The organism is Komagataeibacter sp. FNDCR2 (assembly GCF_021295395.1).
In the GTDB taxonomy this organism is placed as follows: Bacteria; Pseudomonadota; Alphaproteobacteria; order Acetobacterales; family Acetobacteraceae; genus Komagataeibacter.
Window position 1 is genome coordinate 395949 of record NZ_JAIWOU010000001.1, and the last position, 22113, is coordinate 418061.

Annotated in this window: 16 protein-coding genes and 1 pseudogene; 5 read left to right on the plus strand and 12 right to left on the minus strand. The window is 64.1% G+C overall.

The features are described 5' to 3' along the window. The first annotated feature begins 241 nt into the window (after nucleotides 1-241). Nucleotides 242-1831, plus strand: a complete 1590-nt coding sequence (locus tag LDL28_RS01785) for a sodium:proton antiporter (protein WP_233056938.1) — start codon at nucleotides 242-244, stop codon at nucleotides 1829-1831. Between the two features lie 2 nt (nucleotides 1832-1833). Here the strand turns inward: LDL28_RS01785 and LDL28_RS01790 are convergent, their stop codons facing one another. Both LDL28_RS01790 and LDL28_RS01795 read right to left on the minus strand, forming a co-directional pair. Beyond that, nucleotides 1834-2733, minus strand: coding sequence for a LysR family transcriptional regulator (locus LDL28_RS01790; RefSeq protein ID WP_233056939.1), 900 nt, complete (start codon nucleotides 2731-2733; stop codon nucleotides 1834-1836). A gap of 27 nt (nucleotides 2734-2760) precedes the next feature. Then, nucleotides 2761-3601 (minus strand): annotated as a pseudogene (locus tag LDL28_RS01795) (rhodanese-related sulfurtransferase). Between the two features lie 193 nt (nucleotides 3602-3794). On the opposite strand from LDL28_RS01795, the gene arsC reads away from it, so the two are divergent. After that, complete coding sequence (arsC, locus tag LDL28_RS01800; RefSeq protein WP_233056940.1) at nucleotides 3795-4172, plus strand: arsenate reductase (glutaredoxin); 378 nt, start codon at nucleotides 3795-3797, stop codon at nucleotides 4170-4172. 24 nt (nucleotides 4173-4196) lie between these two features. Here the strand turns inward: arsC and LDL28_RS01805 are convergent, their stop codons facing one another. The 5 genes from LDL28_RS01805 to LDL28_RS01825 all read right to left on the minus strand — a co-directional run bounded on the left by LDL28_RS01805 (nucleotide 4197) and on the right by LDL28_RS01825 (nucleotide 12895). Continuing rightward, nucleotides 4197-7718, minus strand: coding sequence for a YhaN family protein (locus LDL28_RS01805; RefSeq protein ID WP_233056941.1), 3522 nt, complete (start codon nucleotides 7716-7718; stop codon nucleotides 4197-4199). After that, nucleotides 7705-8964 carry a DNA repair exonuclease gene (locus tag LDL28_RS01810; RefSeq protein ID WP_233056942.1) on the minus strand — a complete coding sequence of 420 codons (1260 nt, stop codon included), beginning with the start codon at nucleotides 8962-8964 and terminating at the stop codon, nucleotides 7705-7707. Before LDL28_RS01810 ends, LDL28_RS01805 begins: the two co-directional genes overlap by 14 nt. 63 nt (nucleotides 8965-9027) lie before the next feature. Continuing rightward, a complete protein-coding gene (locus LDL28_RS01815; protein ID WP_255663007.1) occupies nucleotides 9028-10497 on the minus strand; it encodes an NAD-dependent succinate-semialdehyde dehydrogenase in 1470 nt (489 codons plus the stop codon). A gap of 48 nt (nucleotides 10498-10545) precedes the next feature. After that, nucleotides 10546-11829, minus strand: coding sequence for a 4-aminobutyrate--2-oxoglutarate transaminase (gene gabT / locus LDL28_RS01820; RefSeq protein ID WP_233056943.1), 1284 nt, complete (start codon nucleotides 11827-11829; stop codon nucleotides 10546-10548). Nucleotides 11830-11905: 76 nt separating this feature from the next. Continuing rightward, nucleotides 11906-12895: a LysR substrate-binding domain-containing protein gene (locus tag LDL28_RS01825; RefSeq protein ID WP_233056944.1), complete on the minus strand. Its 990-nt coding sequence runs from the start codon at nucleotides 12893-12895 to the stop codon at nucleotides 11906-11908. A 123-nt stretch (nucleotides 12896-13018) separates the two neighbouring features. Between LDL28_RS01825 and LDL28_RS01830 the strand changes: the two genes are divergently transcribed. Next, nucleotides 13019-13597, plus strand: a complete 579-nt coding sequence (locus LDL28_RS01830) for a flavodoxin family protein (RefSeq protein WP_233056945.1) — start codon at nucleotides 13019-13021, stop codon at nucleotides 13595-13597. Nucleotides 13598-13696: 99 nt separating this feature from the next. Further along, on the plus strand, nucleotides 13697-14599 hold the full coding sequence (locus LDL28_RS01835) for a LysR substrate-binding domain-containing protein (RefSeq protein WP_233059151.1): 903 nt from the start codon (nucleotides 13697-13699) through the stop codon (nucleotides 14597-14599). Between the two features lie 9 nt (nucleotides 14600-14608). On the opposite strand, the gene LDL28_RS01840 is transcribed toward LDL28_RS01835, so the two are convergent. The 5 genes from LDL28_RS01840 to LDL28_RS01860 all read right to left on the minus strand — a co-directional run bounded on the left by LDL28_RS01840 (nucleotide 14609) and on the right by LDL28_RS01860 (nucleotide 20529). Beyond that, nucleotides 14609-14974 carry a hypothetical protein gene (locus LDL28_RS01840; protein WP_233056946.1) on the minus strand — a complete coding sequence of 122 codons (366 nt, stop codon included), beginning with the start codon at nucleotides 14972-14974 and terminating at the stop codon, nucleotides 14609-14611. A 76-nt stretch (nucleotides 14975-15050) separates the two neighbouring features. Continuing rightward, on the minus strand, nucleotides 15051-15257 hold the full coding sequence (locus LDL28_RS01845) for a cold-shock protein (protein ID WP_025812654.1): 207 nt from the start codon (nucleotides 15255-15257) through the stop codon (nucleotides 15051-15053). A 224-nt stretch (nucleotides 15258-15481) separates the two neighbouring features. Next, nucleotides 15482-16171: a Fe2+-dependent dioxygenase gene (locus LDL28_RS01850; RefSeq protein ID WP_233056947.1), complete on the minus strand. Its 690-nt coding sequence runs from the start codon at nucleotides 16169-16171 to the stop codon at nucleotides 15482-15484. Between the two features lie 39 nt (nucleotides 16172-16210). Next, complete coding sequence (locus tag LDL28_RS01855; protein WP_233056948.1) at nucleotides 16211-18613, minus strand: TonB-dependent siderophore receptor; 2403 nt, start codon at nucleotides 18611-18613, stop codon at nucleotides 16211-16213. A 191-nt stretch (nucleotides 18614-18804) separates the two neighbouring features. Then, the gene (locus LDL28_RS01860) at nucleotides 18805-20529 is read right to left on the minus strand and encodes a carbohydrate porin (protein ID WP_233056949.1); all 1725 of its coding nucleotides are present in this window, start codon (nucleotides 20527-20529) and stop codon (nucleotides 18805-18807) included. Nucleotides 20530-20847: 318 nt separating this feature from the next. Between LDL28_RS01860 and LDL28_RS01865 the strand changes: the two genes are divergently transcribed. Next, entirely contained in the window at nucleotides 20848-22026 is a 1179-nt protein-coding gene (locus LDL28_RS01865) for a sensor histidine kinase (RefSeq protein ID WP_370636202.1), read from the plus strand. The last annotated feature ends 87 nt before the right edge of the window (nucleotides 22027-22113 follow it).

A 22113-nucleotide genomic window follows, 5' to 3' on the forward strand; every position in this document is an offset into this window, starting at 1 on the left:
CTGTGTTCACGAAAACGCACGGATTTTTAAAGCATCCATGGGCGGTAAGGTTGCATTCCCTTATCCGTGGGCAGGGCGCAGGCTTTTGCAGTGCTGTCGTGGCAGGCACCGAAGCTGGTCTTTCGTCCTGCCATGAATACAGGCACGGCGGGCATGTGTTGATACCAACCTGCCATCACCTGTCGCGTTAACCGTCACAGGCCGGGAAGGGGCGCCCGGGCGTATGACAGGTAGGGTGCGCATGTCCAATATAGAGCGCTTCGAGTTCATTCTCCTCCTGATCGTAGTGATCGTGGTGCTGGATCTGGCGGCCCGCAGGCTGCGCCTGCCACCGGCGGCGGCGCTGGTGCTGGGGGGCATCGCCATCGCCCTTATGCCGGGGCTGCCCGTTATCGAGATCGATCCCGATCTGGTGCTGATCGTGTTCCTGCCGCCCCTGCTGTTGGCCGGGGCCTATTTTTCCGTATGGCATGCGTTCCGGGCCAATCTGGTGGGTATTCTGCAACTCGCGGTGGGGGGGGTGGCCTTCACGACATTCGCGGTTGGCATGGCGACGCGCTGGCTTATTCCCTCCATGCCGTGGGCGGGGTGTTTCGCGCTGGGCGCCATCGTGGCCCCACCGGACGCGGTGGCGGCGAAGGCCGTGCTCAGGCGTGTCTCCCTGCCGGAACGGATCACCACGCTGCTGGAGGGGGAAAGCCTGCTGGATGACGCGGCCAGCCTGGTTCTCTACCGTTTTGCCACCGCCGCCGCCCTGACCGGGACGTTCGACCTTGTCCATGCGGTGGCGACCTTCGGTTTCCTGGCGGCCGGGGGGCTTGCGTTCGGTGGCCTGCTGGGCTGGGTATGGATCAGGTTCATGGGCATGGTACGCGATCGTATCGTCAGTATTACCATGACGCTGCTCCTGCCATGGGTCGCCTATATCGGCGGTGAACAGATCGGGGTCTCCGGTGTCATTACCACCGTCGTGGCGGGGCTGGTTGTGGGCTGGCGCCAGCATGACGTATTCAGCGCCGATGCGCGCCTGCGCTGGGCGGCGGTGTGGGAAGTACTGGTTTTCTTGCTGGAATCACTGGTATTCGTGCTGATCGGTACATCCGTGCATGCCATTGTGCTGCGGCATATGGGCACGGGATGGGTCAAGCAGGATGTATTCCGCCCGGTGGCGGGGATCGTCGCGGCGGTGCTGATCTCGCGCTTCATCTGGATGTTCGTGACCGAGGGGCTGCGCGTGATCTGGATGCCCGCGCGGATGCGGCCCGACCGGCGGATGTTTTTCGGCTTTGTCGCGATCATGGGCTGGTGCGGCATGCGCGGCGTGGTCAGCCTGGCAATTGTGCTGGCCCTGCCCGAAGACATGCCCAACCGCGATATCATGCAGATTGCGACCTTTGTGGTCATTCTGGTTACCGTGCTGGTTCAGGGAACGACGATCGGATGGGTCATTCACTTCACCGGCGGCGGGCATGGGCACGCATGGGGGCAGAAACATTACCTGTCGGTATCGCAGGCGCGCGCGCTGGTCGCGCGGATGCAGGAAAACGCCATACGCGAACTGGCGTACGGCGCGGATGGGCAACTGATCCACGCGCACCTGCTGGAGCAGTATGCCTACCGTGCGGAACTGGCCGAACGTTTCAGCCATGAGCAGCAGGCGCTACAGGGCCGGCAGGATGCCGAATACAAGATGCAACTGACCATAATAGATGCCGGGCGCGCCGAACTGCTCCGCCTGCACCGCAGCGGGGCGGTGCATGATGTGGTGCTGCACCAGCTTGAACATGAACTCGACCTGCAACAGATGATCGCGGAGGGCGGCCTGATCTGATATCAGGCGGTTTCCCGCGCAAGAAGGATCGCAAGCCAGTCGGCAAAAAGCTGGAGACGGCGCGAGAGATGCTGGCGGTGCGGGTAAAGCAATGTCATGGACATGGGTTCGGCCCGCCAGTCGGGCATGACCTCCACCAGTTCACCGCGCTGGATATGGTGGCGTACGTCATAGGCAGGGACCTGGATCAGCCCCAGCCCGGCAAGGCAGCAGGCCACCAGTGTTTCGGCATTGTTTACGCTGACCCGACCGGACAGGGGCATGGTGTGGATGCTGCCGTTTTCCACCCATTCCCATTCCTCCACCCGGCCGGTGGTGGGGGATGCGTAGCGCACGGCTTCATGCCCGCCCAGTTCGGATGGCCGAAGCGGTATGCCGTGACTGGCAAGATAGGCCGGGCTTGCGACATTGATCAGCGGCAGTTCACCCATCCGGCGCGCGATCAGCCCGGAATCCTGCAACGGGCCGATGCGCAGCACGCAGTCCACTCTATCCTCGATCAGGTTGATGGCCCGGTCGGTAACACCCAGTTCGATGTCGATATCCGGATAACGCTGGAGGAAGGTCGGCAGGGCGGGGGCTACAAGCAGGCGGCCAATCCGCCCCGGCATATCCACACGCAGCAACCCGCCCGGCCCGGCACTGCCGCTGCGGAACAGGTTTTCGGTTTCCTCCACATCCGCCACCAGTCGTACGCAGTGGTGGTAAAAGGCCGCGCCATCGGGCGTGGGCGCGACCGACCGGGTGGTGCGGGCCAGCAGCCGCGTACCCACCCGTGCCTCAAGTTCCTGTATGGCCGTGGACACCGAGGAGCGCGGCATGTTGAGCGTATCGGCCGCATGGGTGAAACTGGACGTTTCCACCACACGGGTAAAAATACGGAAAAGGTCGATACGGTCCACTGGCCTGTAGATCCCTGAAGCGGTCTTTCAGCGAACGGGGTCGGAACCGAGATGGGTGATGCCTTTTTTGCTGGCAATCCCGATCTGGCGTTCACGTTCGGCATAGCGGTGGCGTTGGGCTTCGGTCCGTTCGCCATGGCAATGGGGGCAACTGATGCCAGCTTCATATTCGGGCGCCTGCCGGTCGGCTTCGCTCAATGGCGCACGGCAGGCGTGGCATATATCAAAATTTCCGGGCTTCAGCCCGTGGCCCACGCTGACACGCTGGTCAAATACGAAACATTCGCCATCCCACAGGCTTTCCTGTTCGGGCACCGTTTCCAGGTATTTCAGGATGCCGCCCTGCAGGTGGAATACATCCTCAATCCCTTCCGCGCGGACGAAGGCCGTTGCTTTTTCGCAGCGGATGCCGCCGGTGCAGAACATCGCGATTTTGGGCGTGCGCCCCTGTGCCGCCAGTTCCTGCCGCTGGTTGCGAAACCACTGCGGAAATTCACGAAAGCTGCGGGTTCCGGGGTCAATGGCCCCGCGAAAGGTGCCGATCGCGACCTCATAATCATTGCGGGTGTCGATCACGATGGTGTCGGGATCCGAAATCAGGGCGTTCCAGTCATCGGGCGCGACGTAATGACCCACGTCGCGTCTCGGGTCCAGTCCGTCGATGCCCATGGTCACGATTTCACGCTTGATGCGCACCTTCATGCGCCAGCAGCAGGATGCCACGTATTCCCAGCCTGTGGCATGCATCGAGCAACCGCGTACGCAGCGCCGCGCAGTCGGTGAACGTAGTGAAATGATACAGGGCCGCCACGCAGACAGGCAGCGTGCCCTGCGGGTCGGAAGGAGGAACGACAGGGGATGTGTTCATTGTAATGGGCAACCATGGCTGAAAATGACCGCATATAACCGCACCGGCCCGCCGGGCAGGCTGTGCCGCAGTCATACCGGAGTTCGCGCCCGAATGCACCATGGGCGCATGCGGGACATGCCTGCTGTAGCCAGGGGCGGGACGTGGTTATATCATGCCCGCCCTGTGTCTGAGCGTAGGAATAGGCAACCGGATGACCGTAACCCTGTATCATAACCGTGCCTGTGGCACGTCACGTAACGTGCTGGCCATGATCCGTGCCGCAGGGATCGAGCCGGTCGTGATCGAATACCTGAAGACCCCGCCCACGCGCGCTGATCTGGACGTGCTGGCCAGCCGCCTGAGCGGGCCGGTGCGCGACCTGCTGCGCCAGCGTGGCACGCCTTATGCCGCGCTTGGGCTGGATGATCCGACCCTGACGGATGGGCAGATACTTGACGCCATAGCCGCCCATCCCGTTCTGCTCAACCGCCCCGTTGTCATGACGGATACCACCGCGCGCCCCTGCCGCCCCAAGGAGACGCTGTTTGAAATCCTGCCCGAAACCCGCATGGCGCAGGCCACACCGTAAGTATCGGCGCGACCTGTAAAAAAATCACGGCTCCGCTGGCGTAACGGCGGGGGCGGGGGCGGTGATGCGGGGCAGTTCCAGCAGGTTGATGGGCATTCCCCGCGCCTGCAGGTCACGGGCCATGTCACGGATGCTGTCGTGATGGGTAAAGAGCAGGACCTGCGTCGTACGGGCGAAATCGGCCAGGGCGCACAGGGTGGTGTGGGTGCGGGCATCGTCGAACTGGACCAGCAGGTCGTCGGCGATGAAGGGCAGCGGCTCGGCCGACCTGCAGTAGGTCTCCACGCTGGCCAGCCGGAAGGCAAGGAATAGCTGGTCGCGCGTGCCGGCGCTCATGGCCGTTACGGGCACGATGCCGCCATCATGGCGTATGCCCTGCACCACGGGTTCGTTCCGTGTGTCCAGTTCCGTGCGGATGCCTGTAAACGCGCCCTGCGTGGCAAGGCGCAGGAACTGCCCCGCGCGTGTGACCAGCGGATCCTGTTCCTCGGTCCGCACCCGGTCAATCGCATCGGCGATCAGGTTGCGGGCCAGCGTCAGTCTGGCATATTCCGCCACGATCTGGTGCAGGTGTGTAATCGCCGCCTCGCGCCGGGCGGCGGCCTGTGGCGCTTCGGTATTGTTCTCGAACGCGCGCAGGGCGGTTTCCTCACGCTGTTCGGCGCGGACCGCATTGTCGCGCAACTGGTCCAGTTCCTTCAGGCGGTCATCGATCCGGGCGATCTCGGCTGTCAGTTCAGGCAGGTCGCGACCGTCAATCTCCCGGTGCAGATCGGTCGGGGCCTGTCCATCCGTCATACGCGACAGGGTGTGCAGCGCCTGTGCGTGCCGCTCCGCCAGCGTATCCCGCCGGGCCAGACGCAGGGCAAGCTGCTCCAGCGCGTGCGGGCTGTCCGTTTGCGTGCGGGTCTGGAGGGCCGCCACCTCCGCCTGTGCTCGGGACAGGCTGGCTTCGCTTTCCCGCACGCTTCGGGTGGCCTGTTCATGTTCCGGGCGCAGGGCTTCGCGCTGGGTGTGGTTCTTCTGCGCTATCTGCCAGCGGCGCTCAAGCTCATTCGCGGCGTCCAGCATGTCATGTGGCAGGGCGGGATGGATATGGGGGCGCAGGCCGTCCATCACCCGCGCCAGATCCGCCATGGCCTGCCGTGCCTGCACGGCGGCTTCATGCAGTTCGGCCAGACGTTCTATATGCGCGGGCGCTGCCGCCCATTCGGTGGCAAGATCACAGGCGACGGCGGGCGGGGCATCGGCGGGAAGGCCGAGCGCCTGCACGGCGCGCGCCCATTGCCGTTCCCATGCCTGCCGCGCGGCATGCAGGCCCCGTGCCTGTGCCTGCAACCCGGTTTCGCTGGCGCGCAGTTCATCACATTCGCGCTTCAGCCTGTCGTATTCATCATGCTCGGTATCATGCAGGCGCAGGGCGGCGGTAACCGCCGCGACACAGGGCCCGGGGGGAAGGGCCGGATCAACGCCCAGCCGGTGGGCCAGACGCTGCATGATGTCGTGCTGGGTAGCGGGCCGGATGCGTTCTTCCGCCAGCAGGGCGCGCTCATGGGCGATCTGCGCGGCATCGTTCAGGATTTCCGTGCGCAGCCGTACGAATGTGTCCAGTGCGTCGGGCGTTGCCGCGTGCGGGATCAGGGCCGGGAAAGGCGCGATGAACTCCTGCCACTGGCAGTCCATCCGTTCGTGCAGGTGTGCCTGCTGCTGCATGTAAAAAGCGATTTTATCATCGCATTCCCTGATCGCATGCCGCAGTCCCTCGATCTGGGCGATACGGTTTGCTTCCGCCATCAGTTGGGTGGACAGCGTATCGGCCCTGTCCATCGCGGCATCAAGGGCCATGGCCTGAAGCTGGCGCGTGGTGGCATCAGGCGCGGGGGCGGGGTCAAGATAGGTCGTGCGTATGTCGCGCCATAGCGCGTCGCGCTGTGTGCGGGCGGCTGCCAGTGTTTCCGGCGTGACCTGATGGCCTGCCTGCTCCAGCCGGGCAAGCTGGGGGTGAAGTGTGGTCAGGTGTTCGCGTGCCGCCACCAGTTTGCTGGTAAGCTGGTCATGTTCGCCGCGCAGGCCATGGCGACTTTCGGCCAGCCTGCGCACGGCATCAGGCGTGGGGCAGGGCAGGGTGCGAAGCTGCTCCATCGTCATGGCCCCCAGCGCGCCCAGACGCGCCGCGAGATCGGTCTGGCGTTGATCCAGTGCGCCCGCGCGGAGTTCGAGGCGCTTCATCTCGGCAGGCAGGGCGGCGAGGGACGCCGTATCCTCATGCAGTGGCAGGTCGCGACCGGCCGCGCGCAGGCTGCTCAGGCGGGCCTGTTTGCGGGCCATGGCCTGTTCCGTCTGGGCCACCTGCTGGTTCAGGCCGTCATTCTGGCTGTCCCACTGCACCCGGGCATCGGCCAGACGGCGGATCGTGTCGAGTACGCCGCGATCAGGCATGAACTGGCGCAAATCGGCATCCGCTTCCCTGCCCAGGCGCTGGCGCAGGCTGGCAAGGCTTTCGTTAATGGCGCGTCGCTTTTCGGCATGGCCGGTGGCCAGCGCATGGTGGCGGCGAACTTCATGGCCAAGGTGGATAGCGCGGGTTATGGGGTCACGCAGGCTGGCCAGCGTGGCCTCATCCGGTGGCACGGTGATCTGCTGGCCAAGGCGGCTGGCCTGCTCCATGGCGGCCGCGTGGCATGTGCGGGCGGTGGCGCAGGTGTCCAGTACGTGCGTAATGGTTGCGCCCGTACCGGCGGGCAGGTCCGCAAGGGCGGCCTGCGCCGCCAGTTCGGTTTCCAGCAGCGTGATTTCGTGCAGTTGGGGCAGGGCCGCCGCCAGCCGTTCATGCCGGGTGCGCAGGCGGCGCAGTTCGGCCTGTTCCTGGCCCAGGGCCGTTTTCCGCTCGCGGGCTTCATCACGCTGCCGGCAATGCTGCGCGTATGCGTCATGACCCAGCGAGGCGTCTTTCAACGTTTTCTGTGCCGCGCTAAAGGCGTCGAGCGCCTTGTAGAATTCCCGCTCGGCGGCGCGACGGGGCGCGAAAAGCTGGTTGCGCCGCGCATCAATCTCCCCCAGCCGCATGACAAGGGCGCGCAGCCCGCCGCCCGCCTCCACGATCAGGCGGCCGATATCCCCGTTCGCCCTGAGCAGGTCCATGCCGCCGGTGCGCAGTGTCTCGTCATTCAGGCCGAAAAGTGCGGCGAAGCGTTCGCGTGTCATCGCCCCCAGTGCCGGGGCCAACTGGCTGTCACCGACCACGCTGCCCGCGTCATCAAGCAGGGACAGGGTACGTGTGCGGCCCTTGCGGCGGCGCAGTGCGAGTTCCTGCCCATCGGCCAGCAGCAGGCGGGCTTCCAGCCGGATCTGGTCATTGCCAAAAACCGCGCCCGCCTGTGAGTTATGCCCGACCCCGAACAGGAAATCCGATAGGGCGGAAAGGCAGGTGCTCTTGCCCGCCTCGTTCGGCCCATGGATGACATGCAGGCCATGCCCGTCGCCAAAATTCAGGTCCAGCCCGGCAATGGCCCCGTAGCGGATGATCCTGAATTCACTGATGCGCATCAGGCGCCCCTTCCGGGTTTTCCACCAGCATCAGCGCAAGATCCACCGCGTGGCCCGGAACGTCGCGAAGGATGCTGTCGCGCATTTCCTCGGTCCGGCTGTGGGCGGGCATGCGGTCGAGCACGGTGGTCAGGATCCGGGCCAGTTCTTCCCGCAGGGCGTCCGGCGTGGCGGCGTGGCGGATGTCGGCCGCGATGCGCCCGCCGGTGGAGGGGTCAAGCACCATCGGGCGCTCCGGCTGGCGGGTGTGGACCCGCAGGCGCTCAAGCCAGATTTCATCCGATATGCTGGCAAGGATGGTCTCGATTTCCAGTTGCAGTTCATGGGTCGCACGGATCAGGCTGGCATGCAGCGGGGTCGTGCCGGTCAGTTCAAGCCGCAGCGCCAGTGGCCGCCCCTGTGCCTGCGCCAGCAGCTCGTGCCCGACATGGCGGATCAGGCCGGTCATGTCGGCATGGGTGGTGGCAGTGGACAGATCGACCGTCGTGCTGGCCCAGCGCACGGCATCGAGCACCTGATGCTCCACCGCCATGACCGCGCCCCCGCGCACCGTGACCAGTGACGCACCTTTTGGTCCCGCCTCCCGCGCGTGGCGGCCCTGAAGGTTGCCCGCATAGACCACGTACGGGTTCTCATGCAGGATTTCACGGTTATGGACATGCCCCAGCGCCCAGTACTGGTAGCCGTGGTTGACCAGTTGCTCCACGGTGCAGGGGGCATAGGTTTCGTGCCCCTCCCGCCCTTCGCAGGCGGTATGCAGGATACCGATGTTGAACAGGCCGGAAACCGGGGCGGGGTAGTGACGCGCGATATTGTCCTCCACCTTCCGGCTGCCGAAGCTGCGGCCATGGACGGCGACGCCCAGATCCTCCATCACCCGGGTTTCCGCCCTGCCTGATGCGAAGAGATGCACATTGTCGGTTACATGGAGATGTCGGGCAAAGCGGTTTTCCGCATCGTGGTTGCCCAGGATCATGAACACCCGGATGCCCGCTTTTTGCAGCCGCGCCATGCCGTTGATGAAAAACAGGCCGCATTGCGTATCGCGCAGGTCGCCATCGAACACATCGCCCGCCAGCACGACAAAGCGGCAATCGGTGTCGATGGCCAGGTCAATCATGTCATTAAAGGCACGGCGCGAGGCATCGGCCACGAGCCGGGCATAATCGCCCGATTTTTCGGTCAGCCCCAGCAGCGGGCTGTCCAGGTGCAGGTCGGCGGCATGAAGGAAGCGGAATTCGTCCATGCCGCCATCGTAATCCATCGAAAGCGGAAGTAAATGCGTCCCTGCATCGCGATGGGGCGGGTATCAGCCCTCGGGGTCGGTGATGTCGGTGCAGATATACTTCATTTCCATGTATTCATCCATGCCGTAACGCGAGCCTTCGCGCCCCATGCCGGATTGCTTGATGCCGCCAAAGGGGGCGACCTCGTTGGAGATCAGGCCGGTATTGTGGCCCACCATGCCGTATTCCAGTGCTTCGGCCACGCGGTGGGCGCGGGCGTGATCGCGGGTGAAGAAGTAGGCCGCGAGGCCGTATTCCGTGTCGTTGGCCATGGCGATGGCCTCGGCTTCCGTGCGGAAACGGAACAGTGGCGCCACGGGGCCGAATGTCTCCTCATGCGCGATACGCATGGCCGGCGTGGCGTCGCGCAGCACGGTGGGGCGATAGAACAGCTCCCCCGCCGGGTCGCGCGTGCCGCCACACAGGATCGTGGCCCCGTGGTTCACCGCGTCACGCACATGGGCTTCCACCTTGTCGCGCGCATGCGTGCTGATCAGCGGCCCGATGACGGAGTCCGGGTCGCTGCCCGGCCCGACGCGCAGTTGCGCCACCGCCTGCGCCAGCCGGGTGGCGAAGGTGTCATAGATGCCGTCCTGCACCACGAAGCGGTTGGCGCAGACGCAGGTCTGCCCGGCATTGCGGTATTTGGCGGCGATGGCGCTCTTGACGGCCTGATCGATATGCGCGTCATCAAACACGATGAACGGCGCGTTCCCGCCCAGTTCCAGCGACAGGCGCTTGAGCGTGGGGGCCGACTGCGCCATGAGGATGCGCCCGACCTGCGTCGAGCCGGTAAAGGAGAGCTTGCGGATGTCGGGGCTCGCGCACAGCGCCTTGCCCAGCTTCACGCCATCGCCCGGCAGCACCTGCAGCAGCCCCGCCGGAACCCCGGCCTGGCGCGCCAGTTCACCCAGCGCCAGGGCGGTGAGCGGTGTCTGTTCCGATGGCTTGACGATCATGGCGCAACCGGCGGCAAGTGCGGGGCCAGCCTTGCGGGTAATCATGGCGGCGGGGAAATTCCACGGCGTGACCGCGGCGCACACCCCCACCGGCTGGCGGATCACGCTCAGCCGTGTCGCCGGGTTGGTGGGGGGGATCACATCGCCATAGGCGCGCATGGCCTCGGCCGCGAACCAGAGCAGGAAGCTCGCGGCATAGCGGATTTCGCCCGCCGCCTCGGCACGGGGCTTGCCCTGTTCGGTCACGATCAGGGTCGTGAGGTCGTCAAGGCTGTCCATCACCAGTTCGTGCCAGCGCGTCAGGACCACCTGCCGCTGGGCGCCGGTGCGGTTGCGCCATTCCGCCTGCGCGCGCACGGCCGCGGCAATGGCGCGCGTGGCGTCGTCCGGCCCGCATTCGGCCACTTCCGCCACCAGCGCGCCGGTGGCGGGATTGTGAACGGGGCGGCGGGCATTGTCGCTGGCGGGACACCATGCGCCGTCAATCAGCGCATCCTTGCGAAACAGGGATGTATTGGTGAGATGCACGGTCATATCGGTCTCCAGTGCGGGCGAAAGGGCTGGCGGCGTGATCCGTCCGGGTCAGGCGGCGGCCTGCGCCAGCACCTGCCCGATAATGCTCATGCCTTCATCCACGATCGCGTCCGATGCCGTCAATGGCACAAGAATGCGTAACGTCGCCCCCTGCGTCCCGCAGGCCAGTACGATCAGGCCCAGTTCGCAGGCGCGCGCACAGATATCGGCGGCGGCTCCGGCCCGGACCGCCGGGTTGCCCCGGGTTTCCAGAATGTCGAAGGCAATCATGGCGCCCAGCCCGCGCGCCTTGCTGACCGGAAGCAGCGCGGTATCGGCATGCAGCCGGTCGATATGCCGGCGCAGCCGCGCGCCGATGGTATTGGCGCGCTCGATCAGCTTTTCTTCCGCGATGATGTCCAGCACCGCCAGACCCGCCGCGCAGGCCAGCGGCGCGCCGCCATAGGTGCCGCCCAGCCCGCCGGGGCCGACCGCGTCCATGAGTTCGGCCCGCCCGATCACACCCGAAAGCGGCAGGCCACCCCCCATGGATTTCGCCACCGATACAAGGTCGGGCTGCACGCCGGAGTGTTCGATGGCGAACATGCGGCCCGTGCGGGCGAAGCCGCTCTGCACCTCATCGGCCACGAGCTTGATGCCATGTTCGTCACACAGCCGCCGCAGGGCCTGGAGCAGTTCGGGCGGCGCGACACGGAATCCCCCTTCACCCTGGACGGGCTCAATGATGATGGCGGCGATGCTGGTGGGGGGCAGGTCGGCGGCAAACAGGAAATCGAGCATGCGCAGGCTGTCCGCCACGGTGGTCGTCTCATCGGGGAAGGGGATGTGATAGACCTCACCGGGCAGGGTGCCGAAGGGGGCCTTGTAGGGCCTGACCTTGCCCGTCATGGCCGAGGCCAGCAGCGTGCGCCCGTGGAACCCGCCGGTAAAGGCGATGATGCCGTTGCGCCCCGTGGCCGCGCGCGCGATCTTGACCGCGTTTTCGGTCGCCTCGCCCCCGGTGGAAAAGAAGACGGTCTTGGCCGGACCATCAAAGGGGGCCAGCGCGTTCAGCCGTTCGGCCAGCGCGATATAGGATTCATACGCCGAGACCTGAAAGGCCGTATGGGTAAAGCGGTCAAGCTGGGCGCGTACGGCTTCGATCACCTTGGGATGGCGGTGGCCGACATTCAGCACGGCGATGCCGCCCGCGAAATCCACATAGCGGCGGCCTTCGACATCCCATAATTCCGAATTTTCCGCCCGGGCGGAAAAAATAGGGGTGGCCGTCGCTACACCGCGCGCGACGGCATGATCGCGGCGGGCGAGTAGGGTTGCATTGGTGTCTGTCATGGCCTGTTGTGTCCGGTCCTGATGGTTGCGGTGTGGCGGGCTGTATCCCGCCTTCATGCCTTCATCGGTAACGGCTTCAGGACCGGGTGGGGAGGCGCTTTTTCCGGGCGGGATGGTGATCGGACGTCACCACCTGTCCTGCTTCCGTTCCGAACTGCGTCTCCAGCCATGTGCGCAGCCTGACGAAGGCGCGCGCCTGCCATGTCTGTTCGGTGGTGCGCAGCACGTAAGTGCCCAGCCCGGCCGCATGCAGCGGCATGTCGGTGGTGGTGACGCGCACAAGCTGGCCGGTATGCAGGTCGTTTTCCAGCAGGTAGGCGTTGGCCAGCGCGATCCCTTCGCCCGCGCGGGCGGCGGCCAGGGCCAGATGGGCCTGCCACAGGCGGTTGTGCCCGGTGATCCGCTCCACCTCGACCGATTGTGCAGCGAACCACAGCCGCCATTCCGTGTCGTCATCCTCGATCAGCAGCGGGGCATGCAGCAGGTCGGCGGGGGTGCGCAACGGATGGGCCAGACGGCGCAGGCAGGCCGGGCTTGCAACCGGAAAGACCAGCGGGCGCGCAAGTGGCAGGGAGCGTACACGCGGCTGGTCGATCGCGGGCTGGCGGTCGTTGATGTAGCGGATATCGGCATGCAGCGTGGGGTCGATCCGGTCGGGGTCGAACCGGCAGTCGGAATCGACCGGGCGCAGCATCACCTCCACATCGGGGTGAAGTGCCCGAAATGTGGACAGGCGCGGCAGCAGCCAGTGATAGGCGATGCCGTGGGAGCAGGTGAGCGTAATGCGCGGCGCCTGGCCGCGTATATCGGCCGTGGCGCGGGCCAGTCCGTCCAGCAGGGGGGCGATGCGGGCGTGATAGGCCTGCCCCTGTGGCGTCAGGCCACCCTCCCTGCCCCGATCGCGCAGGGCGATGCCCAGCGTGGCCTCAAGATCGCGCAGGTGGCGGCTGACCACGGCGTGATCCACCCCCAGCGCCGTCGCGGCCCTGCGGATGCCGCCCGTGCGCGCATAGGCCATGAACGCATGGAGCGCCGCAAGCGGCGGGATGTGGGGACGCCGTTCCATAGGTCGCGTATGTTAGCATGAACACGGCGCGCCAGAAACCTGAGCGGATGTCATTACGTTCTGGACGGATTGACACGAACAGACGCCCATGCCGTCGCCCGCCCCAGCAGGAAAGTGATAGCCATGCCCGTGATCGCGATTGTCTATTTCAGCGGATACGGCCATACGGCCCGTCTGGCCGATGCCGTGAGCGAGGGGCTGCGTGGCGCCCCGGGAGCCGAGGCGCTGTCGCTGCGTATCAATCCCGACGGCAACCTGCCCGATGGCGCGCTGGAGCAGTTGGGGGGCGTGGATGCGATCATTTACGGCACGCCCACCTACATGGGCGGCCCGGCATGGCAGTTCAAGAAATTTGCCGAGGCGACGGCCCGTATCTGGCTGGCGGAAGGGTGGAAGGACAAGATCGCGGCGGGGTTCACCAACTCGGCTTCGGTCAATGGGGACAAGGCCATGACCCTTGCCTATTTATGGACGCTGTCGCAGCAGCATGGGCAGATATGGGTGGGCACCGGCCTGCTGCCCGCCAATACCAAGGCCAATGGCCCGGCGGATGTGAACTGGTCGGGCGGGTCGGTGGGCGTCATGGCCATTTCCCCTTCCGATGCCTCGACCGAGGAAGCGCCGCGTGAGGGTGATCTTGAAACCGGCCGCCTGCTCGGCCTGCGCGTGGCCCGGATCGCATCACGCCTGCGCGCGGGTTAGCCGCGCGCGGACACGCCCCCAGCCATGGGGACTGGCCTCTGGTTAAGGTCCTGCTTGTCCGATATGGAAGGAAGGTATTTCAATCAGGGCGGTCAGGGCGTGTTTCTGCGGCAGTTGACATATCTTATAGCACTGGATCGCTACCGGCATTTTTCCCGCGCGGCGGAAAGCTGTGGCGTGTCCCAGCCCGCGCTTTCGGCGGCGATACGCCAGATGGAAGCGGAACTGGGCATCACCATCATCCGGCGCACGCGGCGCTTCAATGGCCTGACGGATGAAGGCAGGCGCGTTCTCGACTGGGCGCGGCAGACGCTGGCGGCCCTTGACGGGTTGCGGCAGGAAGCCGCCTTCGCGCAGGAAGTGGCGGGGGGCACGCTTTCCATCGGTCTCATGCCACCCGCGATGCAGACCATTCCGCTCCTGCTCGAAAGCTTTCGCACGGCGGTGCCCGGCCTGCACCTGCAGGTACGCATGGGTTCCAGCGCCGACACCATTCACCGCCTGCGCCAGCAGCAGCTTGACCTCGGCCTCGTCTATCTCGACCAGATACCCGATGACAGCCCCTTTGACACGTTACCGCTCTATACCGAGCAGCATGTCCTGGTTGCGGTCGAGCCCCTGGTCCTGCCGCCGGGACGGCGGGACTGGACCACGCTGGCGGATCTGCCGCTGTGCCTGCTGGGCTCGGAAATGCGTTCGCGCCAGATTGTCGATGCCGCCTTTCGCGGGGCAGGGGTAAACCCCGACGTGGTGCTGGAAACCAATTCGCTGGAAGTGCTGTACGGCGAACTTCTGGCCGGGCGCCTGGCCAGTATCCTGCCGGTCGCAGCGCTGCCCGCCCATACCGGGCATGCGCACCTGCAGGTACGCCCGCTGGGTCCGTGTACCGCGCCCGAGGTCGGGCTGGTCCGGCTTGCGACCTCACTGCCCACGGCACTGGCAACACGCATATGGAGTATCGCGACGGGCCTGCATATGCGCGATGTCTTTACCATTGGCTGAATCGCGTGCCTATGGCGGGCTATCAGGATGTCCGTTTTTGAAAATACGCTGTTCCTGCCGCCGGAAGGCGGACCAGTCGCGCTGGTAGCGGTCAGGTGATGGCGTTTCGCGTGGGTTCATATCGGGGGGTGTGGCGGGGTCGTCGCTTTCCCACGGCCATGACGGGCGTGTGGGTGCGCTACCTGTGGGCAGGGGCGCAAAATGCGGGATTACAGGCGGGGCGGCGCTGCCGGGTGAAAAGGTCGGTGCGGGTGGAATGACCACGCTACCGTTCCAGCCACCGGGGGTCTGTGCCCCTGCCGATGCATGCGGGAGGCAGAGCAGGATCAGCCCGAACAACGGGGCCATGCCCCTGTGGCGCAATCTGTCCGACATGGGGATAACGGGCGGTAAAAAGGGTAAACGGATACAGAAATAAAAACGGCAGGAACCGGGGTTCCTGCCGAGATTATCAGCCAATCCGGAGATTGACAGCAGAAGACTTGCCGTTACGGCCTCTTTCGAGATCATACGTTACGGCCTGCCCTTCGGACAGGGTCTGCTGGCCAGCCTGCTCGACTGCGGAGATGTGGACGAAAGCGTCGGCGCTTCCATCTTCAGGCTGGATAAATCCAAAGCCCTTCTGGGCGTTGAACCATTTGACTGTTCCTGCGGCCATATCTGGCCTCCTTGAATAACCGGCACCCCACACGAACATGCGTGGGATCAAGACTTTTCGTTTTATCGGGGATGCCAGAAGGCCGCGTAATGAGGCTGCTTTGAAATCTTGTCCGTAGCTGAAAAGTCCAGCCGTGGGAGCCTTTCTATACACATTGAACGCAAATAGCACGTAAAATATCGGGAAATGCCGAAATATTTCTTTTTCGGGTGCCAGATAAACCGTTACAGCACGCACCATTGCCGCATGAGGTTATGGTAAATATTGGTCAGTGACAGCACGGCGGGATCGAAATCGCCCAGCCGTTCCCGCAGGCCCATGACCTGCATGTCCAGATCGAACATGATCTGCCTGCGGCTTTCTTCCGCTATCATGGACTGGGACCAGAAGAAGGCCGCCAGCCGGCTGCCGCGCGTGACCGGGCTTACACTGTGCAGCGCCGTGGTGGGGTACAGCACCATGTCGCCCGCGGGCAGCCTTATGGCCTGTTCGTTGCCGTTCGTGTGGATGGTCAGTTCACCGCCCTCATACTCATCGGGGTCGGTAAAAAACAGGGTGGAGGAGACATCGGTGCGGATGCGGGTGTGAATCCCCGCGGCCAGGATGCCGCGTATGGCGTTATCCACATGCGCGCCGAAGCTCATGCCGTTTTCATAGCGGTTGAACAGGGGCGGGCTGACCCGATAGGGCAGCACCGCGCTGTTGAACAGGGTATTGCGCCCCAATGCGCGCAATACCAGTTCACCCAGTGTCCGGCAGGCTTCCGAATCACGGGGCAGTTGCAGGTTGTTCTTGCTTTTGGCCGACTGCTCGCCCGCCGTCTCGCGGCCATCGGTCCATTGCGCGCTTTTCAGGATGGCGCGGCAGTGGCTGAGTTCATCGGCGGTAAGCAGGGCGGGAATGTGCAGCAGCATGGAAAATGACCTTGGCTGGCGTGGGCGATGGCGGCAGGGTCAGTACTGTGCCGAGACGTTGAACAGGAACGACCGCCCGATGGAAGGCGTGACCCGGTTGGAGAACAGGCTGCCATAATTCAGCCGGTTATCAAGGTTATAGGCATTCATGGCCATTTTCCAGTTGCCGTTGAAATGGTGGGCGACCATGGCGTCGAATTCCACCGTGGCGGGCACGCGTGCGGTGTTGGCCTGATCCAGCCACACGCCCTGCCGCCATGTTATGCCGCCGCCTATGGTCATGTTCCATGGCTGGTGCGGTGCGATTTCATAGCTGGTCCACGCGGTGGCCTGGTTATGGGGCACGTACTGGATCTGGCCGCCCTGCTTGGATGTGCTGGAGCCCGCCTTGGTAATGGTCGGGTCATAGAGTGCGTAGGTGCCGTAGAACATCCAGTTGCGCAGCAGCGTGCCCGATGCGCTGAGTTCAAGCCCCTGGTTGCGTTCCTGGTCGCTGGTGGCGCTGATGTCGCCCGTGGTGGGGTCGGTCTGCACCGCATTGCCCTTTTCCAGCCGGAACAGGGCGGCGGTAAAGCCGATACGGTCGCGGAACGCACTGTATTTCGCACCGACTTCGTACAGCGAACTGCGCTCGGGCCCGGCGCTCTGGTTCGTGCGGTTCATGGGTTCGGAACTGTTGGTTACGTACATGCTCAGCGGCGTGGTGGACTGCGACCAGTTGAAATACACCATAAGGTTGCTGCGCGGGGTGTACATGATGCTGACGGACGGGTTGATGGTCGTCTCGTTCTGTCCGTAATGCACATCGGGCGTGGCCGTGCTGCCGCCGGTGGCGCTGTAATGGCTGTTCCAGTTATCCCAGCGGAAACCGGCCTTGACCGACAGGTAATCGGTCAGCCACACCTGATCCGACAGGAAGAATCCGACATCCAGCGCATCGCTGTCCTTGTAGCACTTGCGTCCCACACCATTGCCGATATTGACCAGACGGTCCGGATACTGGCTGCAGTTCCCCAATGTCAGGCCCGGCACGTAGGGTGAGGGATCAAGCAGGCTGGTGCTGGGCCTGTTGCTGCCATAGGCATAGTTCTGGCGGTGGTCGGTAACGTATTCGATGTCAAAGCCACCGATGATTTCATGGCGGAAACGCCATGTCCTGAGACGGGCTATGCCCGAGAACACGTCCTGAATGGACCAGTCGCTCTGCCTGTAGGGTTCGGGACCGCCCACGCCGCCATTGCGTGCCACCTGCGCGCTGGCCGGGTCGGTGGAGAAAAAGTCCGACTGACAGGTGGCGGAGGGAGCCGAGCCGTTGATGACGTTGTTGTTATAGGCCGCCGTGCCCGGCGCCATGCTGGAGCACGCTTCCTGCGAGGCGGAGAAATAGCGGTGATAGATCCCGCCGCGCATGTCGTTATACAGTGTCAGGACGGGGTTGACCTTTGCCGTCAGCCGCCCGGTGATCATGTCATCGCTGGTGTTGTCCTGGTCATAGGTGGTGCCGTACCAGTTGGTGCGCCTGACCCCATATTCCGTAACCGGCCGCCCGATGGCGGAACCCGGAGCATAGACGACCGGCACGCCGTAATCAGGGATGCGGTTGTCGTTCTGGTGGAAGTATTCCAGAACGAACGAGACCTTTTTACCCAGCCCGAACGCAAGCGACGGCGCAATGCCCCAGCGGTGGGAATAGATGCGGTCACGCCCCACCACGTCGTTTTCATTGCCCATGCCCGTCAGGCGGAAGGCGATGGTGTCGGTAAGCTGCTGGTTCACATCCAGCGTGCCGCGATAATACGCCCCGCTCCCGCCTGAAAAACTGGCCTGGTAGCTGTTGCCGATATGGGGTGTCCTGGTCACGATGTTGATCGCGCCACCCGTGGTGCCGTTACCGAACACTTCCGATGACGGCCCCTTGATAACGGAAACATGGTCATAATCGAAACTGTCACGGGTATAGACGCCAAAATCACGCAACCCGTTTTCGTAAATGTCGTTCTGGGCCGCGAAGCCACGGATCAGGAACTGGTCCCCCGCCATCCCGCCTTCGCCTTCGCCCACCGATGCGGTGATGCCGGGCACGTTCTTCAGCGCCTCGTCCAGGGATTTGACATTCTGCTGCTGCATCAACACCTGCGGCACCACGTTCACGTTCTGCGGCGTGTGCATGGCGTCCTGCGGCATGCGGCTCAGGCCGATGGATTCATGCAGCACGTTCATGGGGGACGCGGTGACGTGGGTCACGTCATGGGAATGGTCCGACTCATGATCGGATGCGCTGGCGGCATCGTCACCGGGCGATGTGATCTGTTGGCCGGAAGAGGAGACGGCGGATGATGAATCCTGCGCCGCATGCGCCCCGGATGTGACGCAGGCCAATGCCATGCCGGCGGTCAATAGCGAAAATGGCCTGAGTTTGTGGTGAATGGGTTTGTCTGACATTGTTGCAACAGCCTCTCAATTGCATCCAATGTCTAAAATTTATGATAATCATTCGCAATATGGATGAAACAGTTTCATACATAGCTGTAACTTGAATGCAACAAATTCGCATTCTCATATATTCCGTACGTAAAAAACGCCCCGCACCATGGGGGCGCGGGGCGCGGGGCGGCCGGAACGGACGTGACGGGTCAGAGATTGGCGATCAGCTTCAGCCCGACCAGTGCTGCATCGGGAATGTGCCGGGTTTCGCCGGGGTGGATCATGTATTCGAATTCAGGCTGCACCAGTATGCCGGGCGTGGCGTCAATGGCGTAATAGGCTTCTATGATCTGGGAGTTCGTCTGCGGCCCGCGCACGGCGGTGCCCAGCGAGTACCCGGCATCATAACGCAGGATCTGCCCGGCGGCCTTGCGGTCGCTGACATGGTACCACGAATACATGATGCCCAGCCGGTCGGTGACACGCGAGGGAATCACCCCGGCGAAGGACAGCCCCCCATAGGCTTCATCCGAAATGGAGGTGACATGCGGGGTATTGTGGATATAGCCCGCCATCAGGTATCCGCCCGCCATCTGGTTACGTCCGCCCCGGCGATAGATCATCTGGTCCCCTTCGAACCAGAACATGTCCATGGGCGCGGACCGCCGATGCCCGGCGGCGGGGAGAAGGGCGGCGGGCAGCCCGATGCCGATCTGATCGGGGTAGCGCGTCGTATCATGCGCGTAACCCACCACGTAATGCCCCGGCAGGCGGTTACGGGTCAGGTAGGGTTGCCACGTAAACTCGATGGGCAGCATGAGGCCGGTCGCATTTTCACTGCCCCATGCCCAGCCGCTGGGGTTGTCGGACAGGGCGCTGACCGAATAGGCCCCGAACTGGATGGCTGTATCGCGCGTCGGGCGCATGCGGATGCGGCTGCCCCATGTGGCCTTCGGGTACACGCTGAACCCGGGGTCCAGCTTCAGCGCCACGGGGGCCGAACAGGTGACCATGAACGAACACAGCAGCGGTGACGTGGCGAAGACATGCGTCAGCGCCATGCGGCCAAAGGTGATGTCCATCTGGTTGTTCAGCAGCTTCTTTTCCGCATAGAAATCCACCAGGTGCGCGACCACGTTACCGGACAGGCCATAAACTTCCTGAAGGTTGACGTAATATTCCCCCACCCGGTCGTGGCTGACCGCGTGGCCCGCGCGTTCCATCACCAGCGTATGGACCGACCAGCCGGTTATGCCCGCCATTTTTTCCAGGTCGAAGTTCACCTGCGCCGTCAGTTCATGCACATAGCTCATGCCGCGTTCCACGCCGCCATTGATCACGCCCATGGCTTCGCCCTTGTAGGTAAAGGCGAAGCTCACGCCGTGGTCGAGCAGCGTCTTGCGCAGCGGGTTGAGCTGCGGGACCAGATGGCCGCTTCCCGCCGTGGGCACGTAATACGGATCCTCCAGGTCGCGGTCATGCAGGGCGTCGATCCAGGCGGGCAGCAGGGCGGATGGCCCTTCATGCGCGCTGAGCGCGTCAAGCTCGATCTTGTGGAATGACCTGTTGTCACCGGGGCTGCTGACCGGGGCGATGCTCTGGGTCGCCAGGCCCGCGGACGGATAAAGCGGCACCCCGCTGGGCGGAATGGGCGTGTTGGGGGGGCGGCGGATGGCCTGCGGGGTGGGGCCGAGGCTTTCGGCGTCCAGGCGGGCGAGGATCTGCTGCTCCGGCGGCACGCCGCCGGACGGCATGGGCGAGATCGCGCCGCTTGACAAAAGGGAGGGCACCACCGGGCCGGTGGCCGCCGTGGTCTGGGCCTGCGCCCGCGCCATGGGCAGGGCCGCAGCACCCATGGCCAGCAGCCAGCCATAGGCATGAGGAAACGAATAGCGCATGCGCCTTTTGCAGGCGTGCCGGGTCTGTCTTGTCATGTCGGTTGTTTTTCTTGCAGCCCGATCGGGAGCGCACGGGCGTGAAAACACGGCAGGGATGCCAGGCAAAGGGCGGTTGGTCAGCCCGGAAGCTGACGTCCGGCATGCGTGACAACAACAGGTGCTGCGGCGGGAAAGGCGGGACGGGTCATGATTTTGGCCACCATTGTTTTTTATTTTATTATGCTTCGGTGTTTAAGATAAAATTATCAAACTGTCAAACAATACAGAATTATATTAATTTTGCGCTGCACAAATTATAATTATATTTCAAAATAACGGTCTTTCGTCCGGGGCTATGGCCTCCCGGCACGGGCCGTGCCATGCCGTGGGCGGGCCCGGATGGGGGAGTATGGTGTGTCGGCGCTTGTTCTGATGGCGATCGGGTTCATGGTGGGTGTAACCGCAACTGGCCTGGTCATGCGCCGGCATGGCGCCACTGGCCTGTTGCCCACGACTCCCGCGCGCCTGCTGGCCGATCCGGCCAGTGCCGAGGAACCGGACAGCATGCAGGTGGATGACCTGCCGGTGGCCCTGGTGGTGCTGGGCCGCAGCGGGCGGCTGCTGCATGTCAATGCCAGTGCGCAGGCCCAGTTCGCCGAGGGGCTGGGCACCATGATCCGCCACCCCAGCCTGCAACGCGCCGTGGCCGACCTGAAGCCGGGCAGGGTGGGCGAAGTCCGGATCGAGACGGATGTGCCCGTGCGCCGGGTCGTGCAGGCTTTTGTCAAAACGGGACAATGGAAAGGGCAGGCCGCCTGTGGCGTCGTGCTGTTTGACGCCACCGACCGCGAGATGCTGGACCGGACACGCAGTGACTTCGTGGCCCATGCCAGCCATGAGCTGCGCACGCCGCTGGCCGCCCTGATCGGCTTTATCGAGACATTGCAGGGCCCGGCGGCGAATGATGCCGCGGCGCGACAGAAATTCCTCGCCATCATGGCCCGGCAGGCCGCGCGCATGCAGCGCCTGATCGACCGGCTGCTGTACCTGTCGCGTGTGCAGATGCTCGAACACCAGCGCCCGCAGGGTCACATCGTGGTGGCGGACCTGTTTGCCCGCCTGCATGATGAACTGCAGGGCAGACCGGCGGAAGACCGGGCGGACATCATCATCCATCCCGCCCCGCCCGGAATCCTGCGCGGCGATGCCGACCAGATACTGCAGGTGCTGGTCAACCTGTGCGAGAACGCGTGCCGCTACGGGCGCCCCCTGCCGCCCGCCACCGCGCGCATCGAAATCGGGGCCGAGTGGGAGGATACGGGCGAACTGCGCCTGTATGTGCGCGATAACGGGCCGGGTATCGAACCCCATCACCTGCCGCGTCTGACGGAACGCTTCTACCGCGTGCCGCAGGCCAGCGTGCGCAATGGCAACGACCAGGGCACGGGGCTGGGACTGGCCATTGTAAGGCATATCGTGGACCGCCACGGCGGGCGGCTGGAACTGGCCAGCACACCGGGGCAGGGCACCTGCTGCACGGTTCTGCTGCCGTAATGTTTTTTATCTTGACGGCAAATATCCGTTCATGATGTTCTTGGCGGGCGAGTAGAAGCGGTCTGGATTTTCATCCTGGGCATTGCT

What these genes read in the sequence shown, in the direction of transcription:
- LDL28_RS01825 (WP_233056944.1), bottom strand. Translation starts at nt 12,895, where the DNA reads ATGGAACGGCGTCCCCACATCCCGCCGCTTGCGGCGCTCCATGCGTTC.
- arsC (WP_233056940.1), top strand. Translation starts at nt 3,795, where the DNA reads ATGACCGTAACCCTGTATCATAACCGTGCCTGTGGCACGTCACGTAAC.
- LDL28_RS01815 (WP_255663007.1), bottom strand. Translation starts at nt 10,497, where the DNA reads ATGACCGTGCATCTCACCAATACATCCCTGTTTCGCAAGGATGCGCTG.
- LDL28_RS01840 (WP_233056946.1), bottom strand. Translation starts at nt 14,974, where the DNA reads ATGTCGGACAGATTGCGCCACAGGGGCATGGCCCCGTTGTTCGGGCTG.
- LDL28_RS01785 (WP_233056938.1), top strand. Translation starts at nt 242, where the DNA reads ATGTCCAATATAGAGCGCTTCGAGTTCATTCTCCTCCTGATCGTAGTG.
- LDL28_RS01855 (WP_233056948.1), bottom strand. Translation starts at nt 18,613, where the DNA reads ATGTCAGACAAACCCATTCACCACAAACTCAGGCCATTTTCGCTATTG.
- LDL28_RS01810 (WP_233056942.1), bottom strand. Translation starts at nt 8,964, where the DNA reads ATGGACGAATTCCGCTTCCTTCATGCCGCCGACCTGCACCTGGACAGC.
- gabT (WP_233056943.1), bottom strand. Translation starts at nt 11,829, where the DNA reads ATGACAGACACCAATGCAACCCTACTCGCCCGCCGCGATCATGCCGTC.
- LDL28_RS01830 (WP_233056945.1), top strand. Translation starts at nt 13,019, where the DNA reads ATGCCCGTGATCGCGATTGTCTATTTCAGCGGATACGGCCATACGGCC.
- LDL28_RS01805 (WP_233056941.1), bottom strand. Translation starts at nt 7,718, where the DNA reads ATGCGCATCAGTGAATTCAGGATCATCCGCTACGGGGCCATTGCCGGG.
- LDL28_RS01850 (WP_233056947.1), bottom strand. Translation starts at nt 16,171, where the DNA reads ATGCTGCTGCACATTCCCGCCCTGCTTACCGCCGATGAACTCAGCCAC.
- LDL28_RS01860 (WP_233056949.1), bottom strand. Translation starts at nt 20,529, where the DNA reads ATGACAAGACAGACCCGGCACGCCTGCAAAAGGCGCATGCGCTATTCG.
- LDL28_RS01845 (WP_025812654.1), bottom strand. Translation starts at nt 15,257, where the DNA reads ATGGCCGCAGGAACAGTCAAATGGTTCAACGCCCAGAAGGGCTTTGGA.